This window comes from Hydrogenobacter sp. T-2 (assembly GCF_033971325.1).
GTDB classification, from domain to species: Bacteria; Aquificota; Aquificia; order Aquificales; family Aquificaceae; genus Pampinifervens; species Pampinifervens diazotrophicum.
The window spans coordinates 680502-696713 of sequence record NZ_CP117180.1 but is presented as its reverse complement, the minus strand read 5'-3'; the positions used below and the strand labels follow the sequence as shown (position 1 = coordinate 696713).

Genomic DNA, 16212 nt, shown 5'->3' with positions numbered 1-16212 from the left:
CTTTCATAGATGTAGTATGCAAGAACTGTGCCAAAAACCTGTAATAGACCTTTTACTGATAAATCAAGTGCCTCTCGCTTTTGGTGTTAGATTCAGATGTGTCAATTTGTCAAATGTTTTGCCATTTTGGCACTTACAAAAGATTGTATTTCTTAAGTTTTCTGTAGAAGGTTCTTAAAGGAATATCCAAAAGTTCTGCAGCCTTTCTCTTGTCAAAATTAACTCTTCTCAATACTTCTTCAATCTTCATCTTTTCTATTTCCTTAATACTATCAGGCTTCTTGTGGAAGGATATGTTGAGGTGGTTTTCATCAATCAAAGTTTCATTACATAGTAGTACCGCTCTCTCTACTATGTTTCTTAGCTCTCTTATATTACCAGGATAATTGTAAGATAGGAGAGTTGACTTGGCTTTTTCAGTAAAACCCTTTATTTTTTTATTGTACTTTCTACAGAATTTTTCAAGAAAATGTTCAACTAATGGGATTATATCCTCCCTTCTCTCCCTTAAAGGAGGAACTCTAATTTCAACTGTGTTTAGTCTATAATACAAATCCTCTCGGAAAAGCCCATCATCAACTAGCTTTTTAATATCTCTATTTGTTGCACAAATAATGCGTACATCGCTCTCTACTTCTCTTCTACCACCTAATCTATAAAATTTCTTCTCCTCTATTGCCCTCAGAAGCTTAGCCTGTAGTTTGAAGTCAAGGTCTGTTATTTCATCTAAAAAAAGCGTCCCTCCCTTAGCTAACTCCATAAAGCCTGCCTTTTGACTACCTGCACCAGTAAATGCTCCCTTTTCATAACCGAAAAGCTCAGCTTCCAAGAGTTCCTGAGGTATAGCGGATATATTTATGGCGACGAAGGGTTTATCCTTTCTATCACTTAGTCTATGTATAAGTTTAGCAACAAGTTCTTTACCGACCCCACTTTCCCCCTGTATTATAACACTACAATCACTGCAAGCTATCTTTCCTATAATATCCACTACATTTTTCATTGCGGGACTTGCTATTACCATATCCTCTTCCGTCAGCCTTTTTTCGCTTTTTAGGAGGCTATTTTCTCTCTTTAGGCTTAACATATCTTCTACCTTTTTAACCACAAGCTCAACTTCTTCCAAACTGCAAGGTTTTGTCAAAAAGTCAAAAGCCCCCAGCTTCATAGCCTCAACTGCTATCTTTATTGTTCCATGGCCAGTTATAACAACCACTTCCTGAATACTGTGGATTTCCTTTATCTTTCTGAGAATGTCCATGCCGTTCATATCAGGTAGAAGCAGGTCAAGTATGATCAGGTCATAATGCTGTTTATCGATAGAGTCTATGGCTAACTCACCACTTGAAACATGGTCAACAGAGTGCCCCTTTTCTCTTAAAAACTTTGATATTAGCCAACCGTATTCTATTTCATCCTCAATTATAAGTATCTTCATGTCATGCGTTCTTACTTTTAATATACACTCGGAACTCGCAACCTCTGTCTAAGTTTTCATACTCTATTTTGCCCCCCATGTCCTCCACAAAGCTCTTTGCAATAGACAGCCCCAAACCAAAACCTTTAGCCTTTGTAGTATAAAAGGGTTGGAAAATTTCTTCAGAGTTTACACCCGGACCTTCATCCCTTATTTTCCAAACTATAAAAGGATCAACATCTTCAATACCCACATAGATTTTACCCTGCATTGGAGACGCGTCTATAGCGTTATCTATAAGGTTAATAAGAATCTGTTCCAGTTTCCATGGATATGTTAGGAGTTTTTGATACTTCGTTTTCGGGTTTAGTTCTATAATTATCCCTTTATGCTTCGCTTTGAAATGGATTATATCTAATAAATTTTTTGTAAAACTTAAGGGATCTATTTCCTGCGGTGAACCATCATAGCTCTTTGCCATGTATAGCAACCTGCTTATTGTATCCCTCGCTCTTTCAACATTTTTAAGAACCACTTCCGCCATTTCCTTCACTTCCTTTTCATTGGACACATTTCTTATATACTCAGTATATGCCATTATAGAAGCAAGAGGGTTGTTAAGTTGATGTGCTAAGGAACACGCTATTTCTCCTAATATGGCTAATTTGGAGTATTGTCCAAGAAGAAACTCAGTACTCTTTTTATCTGTAATATCTTTTATATGGAAAAGTGTATAGTCTTTATCCTCTAATTTAAGAGGTATTGAAGTCACACTTACGCATTTAGTTTTTCCTCCGATACTTATAATACTTTCTGGTATGAACAGGAATACACCTGTTGTAAAATGTTCACACACATCCTTTATATTCATTCCAAGTACCTCATTAGCTGTAACATCAAACATGTTCAAAAAATTGTCATTTACCATCTCTAATGTGCCACTCTCATTCTCTACCAATAAAATGCCGTCTCTAAGTTTATTAAACAAATTTATGTAAACACTTTTTTCCCTTTCAATTCTGTCAAGAAGATTTTGAAAAGCTCTTGCAAGCACGTAAACCTCACCATATCCTTTAATCTCCAAATTTTTCCTATCCATCCAATTTATAACAGATAACTTCAAGTCTTCAAGAGGCTTGAATATCCTTTTCACGGTAAAAAAGCCCACCCAAAAGAGTCCACCGCATAGAACTGAACTTAGCAAAAAGGAAACTTTTAAAAAATTGTAAGCATTCGCATAAATGAGGTCTTCAGGTTCGCTTAGTTCAATAATCATATTTGTACCTCTTATATGAGATTGCAAACTAAGCATTTTTCCGGTTGCCCAGTTGTTCAATGACACCATAGTCCTACCATTAGTATCTAATAACCTAATTGTAGCATCATGTATTCCGTACTGGTGAGCATAATCTTTAATCAAATCTCTTACATTCATAGCACAAACTATAAAACCCATAGGCACATTGTTGCTAATATCAAACACCTTCAGGAGCATATACATCTCGTTAGTACCCATTGAATATACATCTAATACTTCGTCTACCCATTCCAACTTACTCAACGTTTTAGGCAAACCTTCAAAGTTGATAGACCTTGTTTCAAGATAAATAAGTCTGCCCCTTGTATCGTAATAAGCGCATCCCTTAATATGTTCAATATCTCCTGTCAGTCTCCATAGAATTTCTTTCAAACTTATGTTTAGGCTTCTGTATTTTGTTGCTATAGATTTTATTTTTACCTGAGTGGATACTATATCTTCCCTAAATCTATCCGCAAGGATCTTGGTTATAACACCTTTGTCTTCTTGCCATGATATTCTAAGCTGTTCTTTCAATATACGGAAATAGATGAAAACAAAAAGAATCTGGACAAAAACCATAAGGAAAATGAGTGCTAATATTCTATTTTTGATGCTACACCTCATTTAAAAACTTGGTCTGCGAGAAGAGTCTTGCTATTATCTAAAACATATCCCATTTCCCTAAAAACGCTCTCATTTATAGAAAGTCTTATTTTTGTCACTTTTTCAAAGGGTATATCTGCAACTCTGGCTCCTTTTATTATCTGATAAGCAATATAAGAAGCCTGATAACCTTGATCATAACCAGAGCTACCGTAAGCCACCGCACAACCTTTTGTAGCATGCTCTGGGGATAAGCATACTACCGGTATATGATAAAACCGCGCATAGTGCAGGATGTAGGATGTTAAAAAATTATCTGTATAGAAACACGGGGTCATTACAATAGCCTCAAATCCATCTTCTTTCATATGGCTTATTACATACTCAAGATCCTGAACGTCCCTAACTTCTAATGGATAAATTTTTAATCCATGCTTTTCACCTGCTTTTATGGTTAATTTAGTTGCCAACTTTGAAGCTTCAAAGTTGGGTGTGCAAAAAACTATAGCCTTTTCTACATGAGGGAATAATCTTTTGAATATTTCTATGCGTTTTTCCATTAACTCCATATTTAGGTTGTCAACGCCTGTTACACCCTTTATAGGTTTGTTTTCGTCATCCACAAAGCCCCAAGCTTTTATGGCAGTGCCACCCATTATTACAATTGGAGGTTCAAAGTCGTTCTTTATCTTTTTAATGTAGTGAGCTTCAAGGCTACCACCTACTGCTACAAGCCTGAACTCTTTTTCCCTTTTTACTATCTCAATAGCTTTCTCTTCTAAACTTTTTAAGTTATTTTCTCCATTGTATATTACAAATTCCACATTTTTAAGTCCAAGATTTTTTAGCCCGTCCCTGAAACCATCCAACTTAGTCAACCTTCCCTCTCCAGATATAAGAACACCGATAACTATCTTCCTTTCACCGAACCAACAAGAGACAAGCATAAGAGACAATAAAATTGCCAATACAGGTCTCATTGTTTATAATATATACCCGATATAGGCGGCGTAGCTCAGCTGGTTAGAGCGGAGATCTCATAAGTCTCAGGTCGGAGGTTCGAGTCCTCCCGCCGCCACTATTCTACCGACACACTTTTTTGGAGCTGATAAAGCCTTATTATCTCTTCCACCGTATTGGCATCCTCTGGATTTTTATCCTCTCTTATAAAGCTAACCGCCCTTGGAAAACGCAAGGCGTAGCCCGGTTCTTCAAGGGTTCTGCCTGCGGTGTGCAAAGGAGACCTTGTTATCTCATCCGCATTAACCGTTATCACATACCTTGGCTCTACCCAGACATCTACCTCAATAAGACTGTCCACTCTTGGATGTTTATGGCTTAGCTTTATGACGTCCAACATCTCCCTTAGCCTGACCCACTCACTCTCTGTGAATCCTGAACCCACCTTGCTTACCGTCTTAAAGGTGTCCGTGGAAGGTTCATAAACTGCCACAAGGAGACCGCCTATACCCAATCTTGCCCTTGCACCCTTTCCGTAATAGTAGCCCACTACTACCACGTCCACCGTGTCTGCAAGACTTCCCCTGTAGCTTCTCTTTAATTTTATCCAGTTAAAGTTCCTTGAGCCTGCAGTGTAAGGTGCATCAAGTCTTTTTGCCATTATGCCCTCAAGCCCTCTCGTTATAACATCCTCAAAAAAGGTTTCTATATCCTTTGCCTCTTGTGTTATAAACATTTCTGAAGGTCTAAGGGTGTTTGTTTGAGAGAGAAGCTCCTCAAGGGTTTTCCTTCTTTCTATGTAAGGCTTTACCGTGTAGTCCTCTTCTTCAAGGTAAAGCAAGTCAAAGGCAAAGAGTTTAAGTGGATAATCCCTCGCATATTCTTCTATGCTGTATTTTCTCTTTCTTTGTATGGTTATCTGAAAGGGATAAAACTCGCCCGTTTCTTCGTTTACCGCTAAGGCTTCACCTTCAATTATCACCTTTTGGACCTTTACATCCTCCATGACCGCCTTTACCACATCTGGAAACATCTCCGTCATCCTTTCAAGGTTTCTTGAGTATATTTCCACTTTGTCGCTATCTTTGTGAACCTGTAGTCTAAAGCCATCATATTTTGCCTCCACACCACATCTGCCAAGCCTCTGAATTATCTCCTGTGCACTGGATACCCTTTCCGCCAAAGCCATCCTTATGGGATAACCTAATTGAATCTTGAACTCTTTTATGGCTTCGAGTCCACCCTCTTTGAGCCTCTTAGCTACAAGTCCCAGGTCAGAGCAAAGATTGTAAGCCCTCTCTATGTATGGCTTTAGTTCTCTTATGCCTCCAGCCATGGCATCTATTATGGTTGCATCACCCACCCCCAGCCTTAGCCTCCCTATAATTATCCTTACCGCATACTTGGCTTCAAAGCCCGAAAGACCCTTTAAAAGGTTTATAAGTTTCATAACCTTGTCTAAGGTTCCCCTTGTGCGTGCAATATCAAAAAGCTCTTCATAAACCCTAACAAGGCTTAAGTTTCTTCCCTGCCAGCCTATTAGTTCTTCCGCTGTATCTCCAAGGTCTCCCTTCTGTTTGTATAGAGTTTGCACCTGGCTGAGCCTAACACCGCAGGCTTTGGAGAGAGATTCCATAAGAAGCTTTTCCGAAATACCAAACTCTATCCCTCTAAAGGCTGGTAGAAGCTCACCAAGTGTTAGATAAACCACCTTGTCCACTTCCTCCACGCTCGCCTTTTCCAGAAGGCTTCTAAGAATTTCCGCCATTTCAAGCCTGCTGGTAGTTTGTTCAATCCTGTGGAAATACTCAGAAAGCTCTCTAAAGGTCATATCAAGATTTTAAACCAAGCCAACCCTCAAGGTCTTTTATAAAATGGTAGGCACTCCTGCCAGAAAAACCATTGTGCAAAGCCCAATCAAGGGCAAGTTTTTGAAGCTCATCCTCTTTAATGCTTAGACCTCTCTGAAAAGCCAAGTGCCTTATTATATCTAAATACTGCTCCTTTCCAAAGGCGAAAAAGCCAAGTCTTATGCCACACCTTTCCACAAGGGAGACCCTCTCCCAATAGCTCTCCTCTGGAAACTTTTCTTGCTTTTCTCTTTCTGGCATGAGATGTCTTCTGTTGGAAGTGGCATACACAAGCACGTTGCTTGGTCTTTCTTCCACATCGCCGTCCATTAGAGATTTCAAAATTCTTATCTCCTCGTCCCCAGCTTCAAAGGAAAGGTCATCAAAAAAGAGGATAAATTTTTCTTGACGTTCCCTCAAGAGGTCATAAAGCTCAGAAAGATGACTAATATCCATCTTGTAAACTTGCACAAGCCTGAGACCATCCTTTGCAAAAAGCCCTAACATGGACTTTACCAAAGAGGATTTACCCGTGCCCCTATCTCCCCAGAGTAAAACATCGTTTGCAGGCAAGCCTTTCACAAACTGTAGGGTATTTCTCCTAAGGGTCTCCTTTTGCCTTTCTATATGGAGCAGGTTTGAAAAGTTTGGAATGTGTGGGTGTTTTATCGGAATTAACTCTCCTTCCTTAAAGCGATAAGCTAAATGCTCCATCTTTCAGCCCCACCTTAGCTTTTCTTTTAGGATACCAAAAAAGCTCCTCTTCGGATTTGGATACATAAGGCAATAGTGAGGAGACTTTTTTATCACCACCACATCTTCTCTTTTTAAGCTCATTCCCTCTTGTCCGTCAAGGGTAAGATATGCCATGTGGTCTTCAGATAGGTTTATGAGCTTTATTCTAAAGTTTGGTGGCACCACAAGAGGTCTATTTGAAAGGGTATGCGGACATATGGGCACAAAGAGCAGGGCTTCCATAAGAGGATACAAGATAGGTCCTCCTGCAGAAAGGGCGTAGGCAGTAGAACCCGTGGGTGTGGAGACTATAACTCCATCTCCATAGACCCTAAGCACCCTCTCTCCCTGAAGCTCTATTTCCACCTCCACCATACGAGCAAGGCTTTCCTTTGAAACCACCACATCGTTAAGGTAGTCCCCCAGGTAAAGCTCCTGAGACCTTCTAAGGAGAAAAGCGGAAAGCATCATCCTCCTCTGAGGCTCTATTCTGCCCTCTAAGAGGAGTTTAAAGACCTCCTCTGTCTCTTCCAGCTCCACCTCTGTGAGGAAGCCAAACCTTCCCACGTTTATGCCAAGAAGTGGCACACCTTCCTTTGAGGCAAGCCTTGCACCAGCCAAAAAAGTCCCATCTCCACCCACCACCACAAGCAAGTCAAAGCCCCTAACCTTTGGCTTTTCTCCTTTTGAACGCTCATTTATAAAGACCTCCAAGTCAACCCCAAAAGACCCCACAAGCGTCTTTACCCTTTCGGAGACTTCTCTTGCCCTCTGGCTGTCCTTCACAAAGAGGAGAACCCTCATAGAAGCCTGTCAATTATCTCACAAAGCACATGACCAAGGGTTATATGGCATTCTTGAATGCGTGCGGTATCGTAAGAAGGCACTACAAAGCTGTAGTGGGCAATATCCACCAACTTACCCCCATCCCTTCCAGTAAAAGCTATGGTGGTAGCACCCAGGTCATGAGCCTTCATGAGACCTCTTACCACGTTAGGTGAATTTCCAGAAGTGCTTATACCAACGGCGATGTCTCCGGGCATACACAGGGCTTCCACCTGCCTTTCAAAAACCCTTTCAAAGCCGTAATCGTTCCCTACTGCGGTAAGGATGGAAGTGTCTGTGGTAAGGGCTATGGCTGGCAAAGCCCTCCTTTCCCTTTTAAACCTTCCCACTATCTCCCCTGCGATGTGCTGAGCGTCCGCAGCACTACCACCGTTGCCAAAGAGAAGCACCTTGTTGCCATCCTTTAAAGCTCTCGCTATTATCTGACCTACTTCTACAATTCTTTCCGCATAAAGCTCCACAAAAGCCAACTTAAGCTCCGCACTCTCTCTAAAGGAGTTTATAACAAACTCAAGCATCCTTCTTTCTGAGGTCTCCCACCGTGAGCCTGTTCATTAGCTTGAAAAATTCCACGAGCTTTTGTTTGTGATATTCCTCTTGGTTTTCTATGAAGGTGAAAAGCCTCTTTATTTCTGGGTCATCAATCTTTGCAATCTCTTTCCCATACTCACCGCCCGTTTCCTGCTCGTAAAGTATTTCCGCCTTGACCTGCTCTTGGAGACTCTTTAAGGGTTTTGGCGAAAAGTCTACTCTTTGTATGTTAGGCATTCCACCAAGCTCACCTATCTTTTCGCCGAGCTTACCCATATGCACCATGCTCTCTATAGCAAGGTCAAGCATTATGTCCTTGTAGTCGCAGTTTTTGGAATGGAAAAACTGATAAAGGTAGTTGATTATGGTTTGATACTCTTCCTTTAGAAACTTGTTTAAGACCTCAAGAGTCCTTGGGTCTGGTCTCTGCTCCTCTAACGGAATACAAACAAGACCTTCTTTTACCTTTTCCATAAGCTCTGAAAACTCCACCTTGTGGTCTTGCTCATCCTTTATAACTCTCTCAAGGAGCTTCTTTACAGAGTCATCCTTGACCATTTCCAACTGCTGGCTGTATATCCTTATAGCTTCCTCTTCAGCCCATACATCCTTTGAGAGCATGTCTGCCCAATCTGGTCCACCTATAACTATCATGTCCTCAAGCCTGTCTAAGACCACCTGTCCACCCAGCTGAACCACCTTCTGGGCAAACCATTTGAGATGCCTCATCTCTTGACGAGCTATTTCCTCTATCTCTGATGTGATGTTTCCATCGCTTATGAGGAATATGTGATACAGATACTGCACTATGGCAGAATGTTCAAGGGCTACATCATAGAGAAGCAAACTTACCGTCTCTTTTTTATCCATGTCTTTCACCTCAAAAGGTTTATATGTATCTTACTAATATACTCGTTAACCATTCTGTGGCTATTGAAAAAGGGTCCTATTGTAGCTATGCTATTTTTCATAAGCTTTACCCATTCTTCCCTTTTGGTGTAGTAGGTGGGGACTATGTTATACTGGAGCTTGTTGTATAGGTCCTTCATATCCTGAAGGTCATCAGAGGGTGTGTTATCCTGCCAACTGGGTTTTGGGCCAATACCCCAGCCGTTTATCCCCTCTATGCCACCCTCAAGCCACCATCCATCCCATGTGGAAAAGTTCAAAACCCCGTTCATCCCTGCTTTCATACCGCTTGTTCCACAGGCTTCGTAGGGCCTTTTTGGTGTGTTTAACCACACATCGCAACCAGAAACTAAGATTTTTGCTGTGTCTATATCATAGTTTTCAATAAAGGCTATCTTTAGTCTTTTTGTCCTGCTTTTTACGTAATGTGAAGCTTCAATGATGTTTTTTATAATCCCTTTTCCGCCTTCATCTCTCGGATGGGATTTCCCAGCAAAAACTAGCTGTATACCTTCACAGGATTCTGCTATCTCTATCAGTCTATTAATATCCATAAGTATAAGGTCATTTCTTTTGTATGGTGTTATTCTCCTTGCTATACCTATGGTGAGCACATCGCTGGAAAAGCTGGCATCTGTCTGTTTATTTACAAGGTTTATGAGTTGCCCTTTTATCCTTTCATGTTTTTCGTAAAGAAGGTGAGAAGGGATGAAATGAACCTGCTGTAAAAGCATCGGGTTTGAGTTCCACCCCGGAATGTAATAATTAAAAAGTCCCTTAAGCTCTTCGTGGATCCATCTTACATGATGCACACCGTTGGTCACATAATCTATGTCCTCTCTTTCTGGGAAAATTTCCCTTGATACATACATATGCTTGAGAGAAACCGCATTGACATAACCAGAATATTTCACTGCGAGCTTTGAAAGGTTTATATGCCCATCTTCTACTTCCCTATCCCAGTTCATATGGTCGTATGACTTTAGTTCTTCCTTTACCATATTTACTGGAAAGCGATCATGACCTACGGGAACAGGTGTATGTGTAGTGAATAAACATCTTCTTCTAACTTTCTCTTCGTCCTTGAGTTCCTTTAGGAGTTCTACAAGTAATAGTGCGGAGTGGCTTTCGTTCATGTGATAAACCTGCGGTTCATAACCAAGAGCCTTTAGGAGTCTGTAGCCTCCAATTCCTAAGAGTATCTCTTGTCGCAGTCTGTAAATGCCATTTGCCCAGTAGAGCCTTTGGTTTAGGTTTCTAATCTCGGGGTAGTTTTCTGGAAGGTCTGCATCCAAGAAGAATATTCGCAAGCTATCCCCCAGACCAGGAGTATATTCCCAGCATGTAGCCTTTTGAACCCTGTCGCTAAAGGGAACTTCCACCTTTAAATCCAGCTTTTTCAGAAACTTCCTCTGATACCATCTTTGTTCATATTCAATCTGTTCACCCCTTGGTCCTATCCTTTGCTGAAGGTATCCACCTCTGTAAAGAAGCGTAACTGCTACAACAGGAACTCCAAGGTCTGCAAAGGACATAAGTGTGTCACCTGCAAGAACTCCCAGTCCGCCACTGTAGGTTGCCATCTGACCTTCAAGCCCCACCTCCATCACAAAGTAAGCTATCATGTTTCTCACCTCAGACCAATTTTATAAACCTTACTAATATATTCGCTTACCATCCTGTGGGTATTAAAGTGAGAGCCTATGGTGGCTATGCTGTTTTTCATGAGCCGAACCCACTCGTCCCTGTGCTTGTAAAAGGTAGGTATGATCACATAAGCTAACTTTCCATACAAGTCTTCGAGGTCTTCCTCGTCTTTGGATTCGGTCATATCTTGCCAGCTTGGCTTTGGGCCAATACCCCATCCGTTTACTCCCTCTATACCACCTTCAAGCCACCAGCCATCCCATGTGGAAAAGTTCAAAACTCCGTTCATTCCCGCTTTCATACCGCTTGTTCCACAGGCTTCGTAGGGTCTTTTGGGATTGTTAAGCCATACATCAGACCCTGCTATCAGAAGCTTTGCCATATCTATGCCGTAGTTTTCAAGAAAGGCAACCTTTACAGCCTTTGTTTTCTCTTTTATTAGCCTTATCTTCTCAAAGATATTCTTTATTATTTCTTTTCCCAAACTATCTCTTGGATGTGCCTTGCCTGCAAAGACAATCTGAATCTCACCAATGTTCTCCGCTATGTGTATCAGCCGGTCTATATCTCTTAGTATTAGGTCGTTTCTTTTATATGGTGTTACTCTTCTTGCTATGCCTATTGTAAATATATCGTCAGAAAAGCTTGCATCTGTCTGTTTATTCACAAGGTTTACAAGGTCGCTTTTTATCTTGTTATGCTTCTTGAGTAGAAGTTCTGAGGGTATTTCATGGGCTCTTTGGAGCAGGATAGGATTCTCGTCCCAACCGGGTATATACTCGTTGAAAAGTTCCTGTATTTCCTCGTGGACCCATCTTTTGTGGTATACGCCGTTTGTGACATACTCAATATCTTCACCAAGCTCTGGAAAGATACCAGCGGTTACAAACTTGTGCCTGTGAGAAACTGCGTTTACCTTACCAGAATACTTAGAGGCAAGTAAAGAGAGGTTTATATTTCCTCCTTCCGCTTCCTTTTCCCAATCTATGTGGTTATATGCCTTTAGCTCCTCCTTTACCATATCCAGTGGAAACCTATCGTGACCTGCGGGGACTGGTGTGTGGGTTGTAAAAACGCACCTTTTTTTCACTTCTTCTATGCTACCTAGCTCTTTGAGAAGCTCTACTACAAGAAAAGCAGAGTGGCTTTCGTTCATATGATAAACATGGATAGGATAGCCAAGGGCTTTTAGGATTCTATAACCCCCAATTCCTAAGAGTATTTCCTGTCTGAGCCTATAGAGACCATCGTCAAAGTATAGCTTGCTGTTTAGCTTCCTTATCTCTGGGTCATTACCCTCTATGTCAGCATCAAGAAACAAAACCCTCACATCCCCCTTTGACCTGACCCAATACTCCCAGCAGGTAACCTTCTGCTTTAAGTCTCCAAAGAATATTTCTACTTCCGCGTCAAGTTTTTTGAGATATCGCTTGTAGTCCCAAAGGGCGTCAAAGTCCAGCTGCATGCCGTGAGGAGTTATTTTCTGAAGGTTGTAGCCTCTTTTGTAAAGCAGGGTAATGCAAACTGCAGGAATATCCATATCCGCATAGGAAAAAAGGGTATCCCCTGCAAGTGTTCCCAAACCTCCACTATATAGAGGCATATTGTCTTCAAGCCCCAATTCCATTACAAAGTAAGCTATCATGATGGTTTATATTTTATAGCATCGTGAGGCTCATAAACACAGATATAACCTGTAGGCTCGATAGCCTGCCCTGGACGGGCTTTCATACACGCTTTGTCTTTGCTCTTGGTATCACTTGGGTGCTCGACGCCTTCGAGGTGGTGATAGTGAGTGCGGTTCTAAAACCCATGGCAAAAAGCCTTGAGTTTACACCACAGCAAAGCTCTATGATGGTGAGCGGTTTCCTATTGGGTGCGATAATAGGTTCGCTTATCTTTGGCTACCTTGCGGACAAATACGGCAGAAAAAAGCTCTTTCTTATTACCCTTTTGCTCTACGCAGGTGGCACTTTTCTGACTGGCTTTGCCAACAGCTTTGAAACTGCCCTGCTCTTTAGAATCCTTGCAGGTGCTGGGCTTGGTGGCGAGTTCGCCGCCATACAGTCCGCCATAGACGAGTTTGTCCCATCAAGGCACAGAGGAAAAGTAGATGGCACAATAACCGCACTTTGGAATCTTGGAAGCCTTATGGCATCTCTCAGTGCTATAGGGCTACTTAAGGTAATAGATGAGGAGCTTGCGTGGCGTGTCGCATACTTTTTTGGTGGAGCATTAGCTATTTTGGTGGTGTTTGTAAGGCTTTATGTTCCAGAATCTCCAAGATGGCTTCTTTCAAAGGGTAGGATAGAAGAAGCGGAGAGGATAGTGAGCAGAATTGAAATACAAGCAGGTGGTAGAAAAAGCCAAGAGACATGCCAAGTGCCAGTTTTTGAGGGAAATATCTTAGATGCGTCAAAGATAATCTTAGGCAGATACAAGTGGCGTTTTCTCTTTAGTGCCAGCATGAGTTTTACTATCCTTACCACCTACTATGGCATGATAACCTTGCTTCCCGTAATACTTTCTGAGGTTTACTCTCTAAGCAGTAAGGAAATACCTCAACTTCTCACGTTGGGAAGTCTTGGTGGGCTTATAGGCGGGCTTGTGGTGGCTCTGCTTGTGGATAAGGTGGGAAGAATTCCCCTTGGCATTCTCATTAGCTTGGCGTCAGCCCTTCTTAGCCTTTCTTTCCTCTTGGGTTTTGACATAAGGCTTACCTTCTTTGTATACTCCCTTATAGCCTTTTCCTTTGCCTCTGTTGCCTATGTAATAGCAACGGAGATATATCCCTCCTATATAAGGGCGTACGCCATAGGAATCTTGTCTATAATAGGCAGGCTTTCTGGTGCCTTTTCTCCTCTATTTCTCGTAAGCCTCTCTCAGTTTGGTTTCAAATATGCCATGCTTGGGCTTGCCCTTTTCTGGCTTGTGGGCTTTGTTGCCTTTGTTATATGGGCTTTTAGGGGAATGGAAACAAAGGGTAAACCCTTAGAGGAAATTTCATAAAATAAATGGCATGCTTTTGGGGTTTATCCTTCTGTATATATTAGGCACTCTCCTTATAGGAGTTTTGGCATTAAGGCTCGTTAAAAATTCAAAGGACTACATACTGGCTGGCAGAAGCCTTCCCCTCTACATGGCTACCTTTGTATCCTTTGCCACATGGTTTGGCTCAGAGACGGTGCTTGGTGCTTCTTCCGTGATGGCAAAGGAGGGGCTTTTGGGCGTTATAGAAGACCCCTTTGGAGCAGCACTGTGTCTTATCCTCATAGGTCTTTTCTTTGCCAAGCCTCTATACAGGATGAACCTCCTTACTATGGGAGATTTCTACAGAGTGGTGTATGGCAGAAAGGCGGAGGTGGTGGCAAGTTTTATGATAGTGTTTTCCTATTTTGGGTGGGTGGGTGCACAGATGGTAGCCATAGGAGTTATCCTTCAGCTCGTGTTGGGAGTTCCTCTCCTGTGGGGTATACTCTTGGGTTTTGGTGTGGTGCTTTTTTATACCTTTTTGGGTGGTATGTGGGCGGTGTCCCTTACAGACTTCTTGCAAACTATAATGATAATAGTGGGTTTAATCGCAGTGCTTTATGAGGTTTCCTCTGGCTTTTCTCAGATAGCTCCAGTCCTTGCTTCCCAACCATTAGATTACTACAGGTTTTTCCCAGAGCCAAGCATCAAAGAAATACTCCTTTACATATCCGCATGGATTACCATAGGACTTGGCTCTATCCCTCAGCAGGATGTGTTCCAAAGGGTTATGGCATCAAGGAGCGAAAGGGTTGCGGTGCTTTCAAGTATATCCGCAGGTTTTATGTATCTTACTGTAGCCCTTATACCTCTCATCCTTGCGGTTTTTGCAAGGACAAGGTATCCCGAGCTTTTGGATATAGACCCACAGCTTATGCTTCCCACTATGATAATGGAGCATGCGAGCCTCCCCACAAAGGTGCTCTTTTTTGGTGCACTGCTTTCTGCCATTATGAGCACCGCAAGCGCTGCAGTGCTTGCTCCTGCGTCGGTGCTTAGTGAAAACCTTATAAAGCCGTATATAAGAAATCTCTCAGACAAAGGCTTTCTGTGGCTTACGAGGGCTTGTGTAGTCTTAGTTTCCCTTGCGTCCCTTATGTTTGCTCTCTCTGGGGAGTCCATATATCATCTTGTGGCAAGCTCCTCAGCCTTGAGCCTTGTATCCCTCTTTGTTCCTCTTACCGCAGGGCTTTACTTTAAGGGTTCAAACCCAGTGTCCGCCATAGCCTCCATGCTTTCTGGATTTTTCAGCTGGGCTCTGCTTGAGTATGTTTTCCACAACGACTTTGCTCTTCTTGTAGGTCTTGGCTTTAGTATAAGCTCCTATATACTTTTTACTCTCATATGGAAGAGATAGCAGTAAGAAAACTAAAGCAGGTAGGAAAGCTCCTCTATACAGAAGGTCTTGTAGATGCAAGGGCAGGCAACCTATCAGCAAGGTTAAAGGACAAGATAGTCATAACGCGTAGAGGAAGTCATCTTGGAAACCTTCAAGATTGGGATTTTATATCCCTTCCCTTACAGGAAGAACATCCTCTTTCGGATAGAGCTTCCTCAGAGCTCGTGGTCCACAGAGAGATATACTTGCAGACAGACTACCTTTCGGTAGTGCACGCACACCCCGTTGGAGCAACCCTTTTGTCCTTTGAAAGGGACTACATAGAACCAATAGACTCCGAGGGCAAAGGCCTTCTTGGAAGGGTTCAAATAATCCCAGCCTATCCCTCTGGAAGTTTGGAGCTTGCAAGGGCGGTAGCTTCTGTTCTGAGGTCTTCAAGGCTCGTGGTGGTGAGGTCTCATGGAGTATTTTCCGCAGACCTTGACCCCTTTTATGCTTATGCTCATATTTCTGTCCTTGAGCGTTCTTGTAAAATACTCCTCTATGAGCGAGGTAAAATACAAAGGCTGTAAAATTCCACCAGAGCTTTACTACGACATAGAAAATCAAGTATGGTATAGGCTTGAGCCAGATGGCACAGTGGTAGTTGGAGCTACAGACATAGGTCAAACAAGGGCAGGTAGAATGGTAAATGTAAGGATAAAGGCGGTAGGCAAACATGTGCCAAAGGGAAAGCCTATAGCGAGCCTTGAAAGCGGAAAGTGGACAGGACCAGTCCCAGCAGTCATAGAGGGAGAGGTGGTAGAAAGAAACGAAGAACTTTTTGACACCCCAGACCTCATAAACGACTATCCATACACCAAGGGTTGGATAGCAAGGCTAAAACCTACAAACCTTGAAAGAGACCTAAAGGACTTGGTTACTGGAGAGGAAGCGGTTAGAAAAATGCAAGAATACATAGATAGAGAGGGTGTAGAGTGTAAGGGGGAATGAAGTTTTGATGGGATGAGGATAAAAATTTAAAGCTCTTATCGGAAAGAGGTAT

Annotated in this window: 14 protein-coding genes and 1 tRNA gene; 5 read left to right on the top strand and 10 right to left on the bottom strand. The window is 42.1% G+C overall.

From position 1 onward, the window contains the following. Positions 1–133: 133 nt before the first annotated feature. The 3 genes from IAE16_RS04085 to IAE16_RS04075 form a co-directional block, all read right to left on the bottom strand. Complete coding sequence (locus IAE16_RS04085) at positions 134–1438, bottom strand: sigma-54-dependent transcriptional regulator (RefSeq protein WP_323701454.1); 1305 nt, start codon at positions 1436–1438, stop codon at positions 134–136. Position 1439: 1 nt separating this feature from the next. Continuing rightward, positions 1440–3251: a sensor histidine kinase gene (locus IAE16_RS04080; protein WP_323701453.1), complete on the bottom strand. Its 1812-nt coding sequence runs from the start codon at positions 3249–3251 to the stop codon at positions 1440–1442. 86 nt (positions 3252–3337) lie between these two features. Beyond that, positions 3338–4300 (bottom strand): ABC transporter substrate binding protein, encoded by a 963-nt coding sequence (locus tag IAE16_RS04075; RefSeq protein ID WP_323701452.1) that lies wholly within the window; start codon positions 4298–4300, stop codon positions 3338–3340. Positions 4301–4324: 24 nt separating this feature from the next. Here IAE16_RS04075 and IAE16_RS04070 point away from each other — a divergent pair. Further along, a tRNA-Met gene (locus IAE16_RS04070) sits at positions 4325–4398 on the top strand. Here the strand turns inward: IAE16_RS04070 and IAE16_RS04065 are convergent. From IAE16_RS04065 to glgP (IAE16_RS04035), 7 genes are read right to left on the bottom strand one after another with little or no spacing between them, the layout of a single operon-like run. Then, positions 4399–6111: an ATP-dependent DNA ligase gene (locus IAE16_RS04065; protein ID WP_323701451.1), complete on the bottom strand. Its 1713-nt coding sequence runs from the start codon at positions 6109–6111 to the stop codon at positions 4399–4401. Between the two features lies 1 nt (position 6112). Then, positions 6113–6844 carry an ATP-binding protein gene (locus IAE16_RS04060; RefSeq protein ID WP_323701450.1) on the bottom strand — a complete coding sequence of 244 codons (732 nt, stop codon included), beginning with the start codon at positions 6842–6844 and terminating at the stop codon, positions 6113–6115. A gap of 3 nt (positions 6845–6847) precedes the next feature. Beyond that, entirely contained in the window at positions 6848–7669 is an 822-nt protein-coding gene (locus IAE16_RS04055; protein ID WP_323701449.1) for an NAD(+)/NADH kinase, read from the bottom strand. Next, positions 7666–8229, bottom strand: a complete 564-nt coding sequence (locus tag IAE16_RS04050; RefSeq protein ID WP_323701448.1) for a D-sedoheptulose 7-phosphate isomerase — start codon at positions 8227–8229, stop codon at positions 7666–7668. The genes IAE16_RS04055 and IAE16_RS04050 overlap by 4 nt, the downstream gene beginning before the upstream one ends. Then, positions 8222–9112 carry a ferritin-like domain-containing protein gene (locus tag IAE16_RS04045; protein WP_323701447.1) on the bottom strand — a complete coding sequence of 297 codons (891 nt, stop codon included), beginning with the start codon at positions 9110–9112 and terminating at the stop codon, positions 8222–8224. Before IAE16_RS04045 ends, IAE16_RS04050 begins: the two co-directional genes overlap by 8 nt. Positions 9113–9117: 5 nt before the next feature. Then, entirely contained in the window at positions 9118–10776 is a 1659-nt protein-coding gene (gene glgP / locus IAE16_RS04040) for an alpha-glucan family phosphorylase (RefSeq protein WP_323701446.1), read from the bottom strand. A 5-nt stretch (positions 10777–10781) separates the two neighbouring features. Further along, positions 10782–12443 (bottom strand): alpha-glucan family phosphorylase, encoded by a 1662-nt coding sequence (gene glgP, locus IAE16_RS04035; protein ID WP_323701445.1) that lies wholly within the window; start codon positions 12441–12443, stop codon positions 10782–10784. A gap of 23 nt (positions 12444–12466) precedes the next feature. Between glgP (IAE16_RS04035) and IAE16_RS04030 the strand changes: the two genes are divergently transcribed. From IAE16_RS04030 to IAE16_RS04015, 4 genes are all read left to right on the top strand, one after another. Beyond that, positions 12467–13807, top strand: coding sequence for an MFS transporter (locus tag IAE16_RS04030; RefSeq protein WP_323701444.1), 1341 nt, complete (start codon positions 12467–12469; stop codon positions 13805–13807). Between the two features lie 64 nt (positions 13808–13871). Next, complete coding sequence (locus IAE16_RS04025; RefSeq protein WP_323701443.1) at positions 13872–15185, top strand: high affinity choline transporter 1; 1314 nt, start codon at positions 13872–13874, stop codon at positions 15183–15185. Next, complete coding sequence (locus tag IAE16_RS04020) at positions 15173–15739, top strand: class II aldolase/adducin family protein (protein ID WP_323701442.1); 567 nt, start codon at positions 15173–15175, stop codon at positions 15737–15739. Before IAE16_RS04025 ends, IAE16_RS04020 begins: the two co-directional genes overlap by 13 nt. Beyond that, positions 15711–16160, top strand: coding sequence for a glycine cleavage system protein H (locus IAE16_RS04015; RefSeq protein ID WP_323701441.1), 450 nt, complete (start codon positions 15711–15713; stop codon positions 16158–16160). The genes IAE16_RS04020 and IAE16_RS04015 overlap by 29 nt, the downstream gene beginning before the upstream one ends. Positions 16161–16212: the final 52 nt, after the last annotated feature.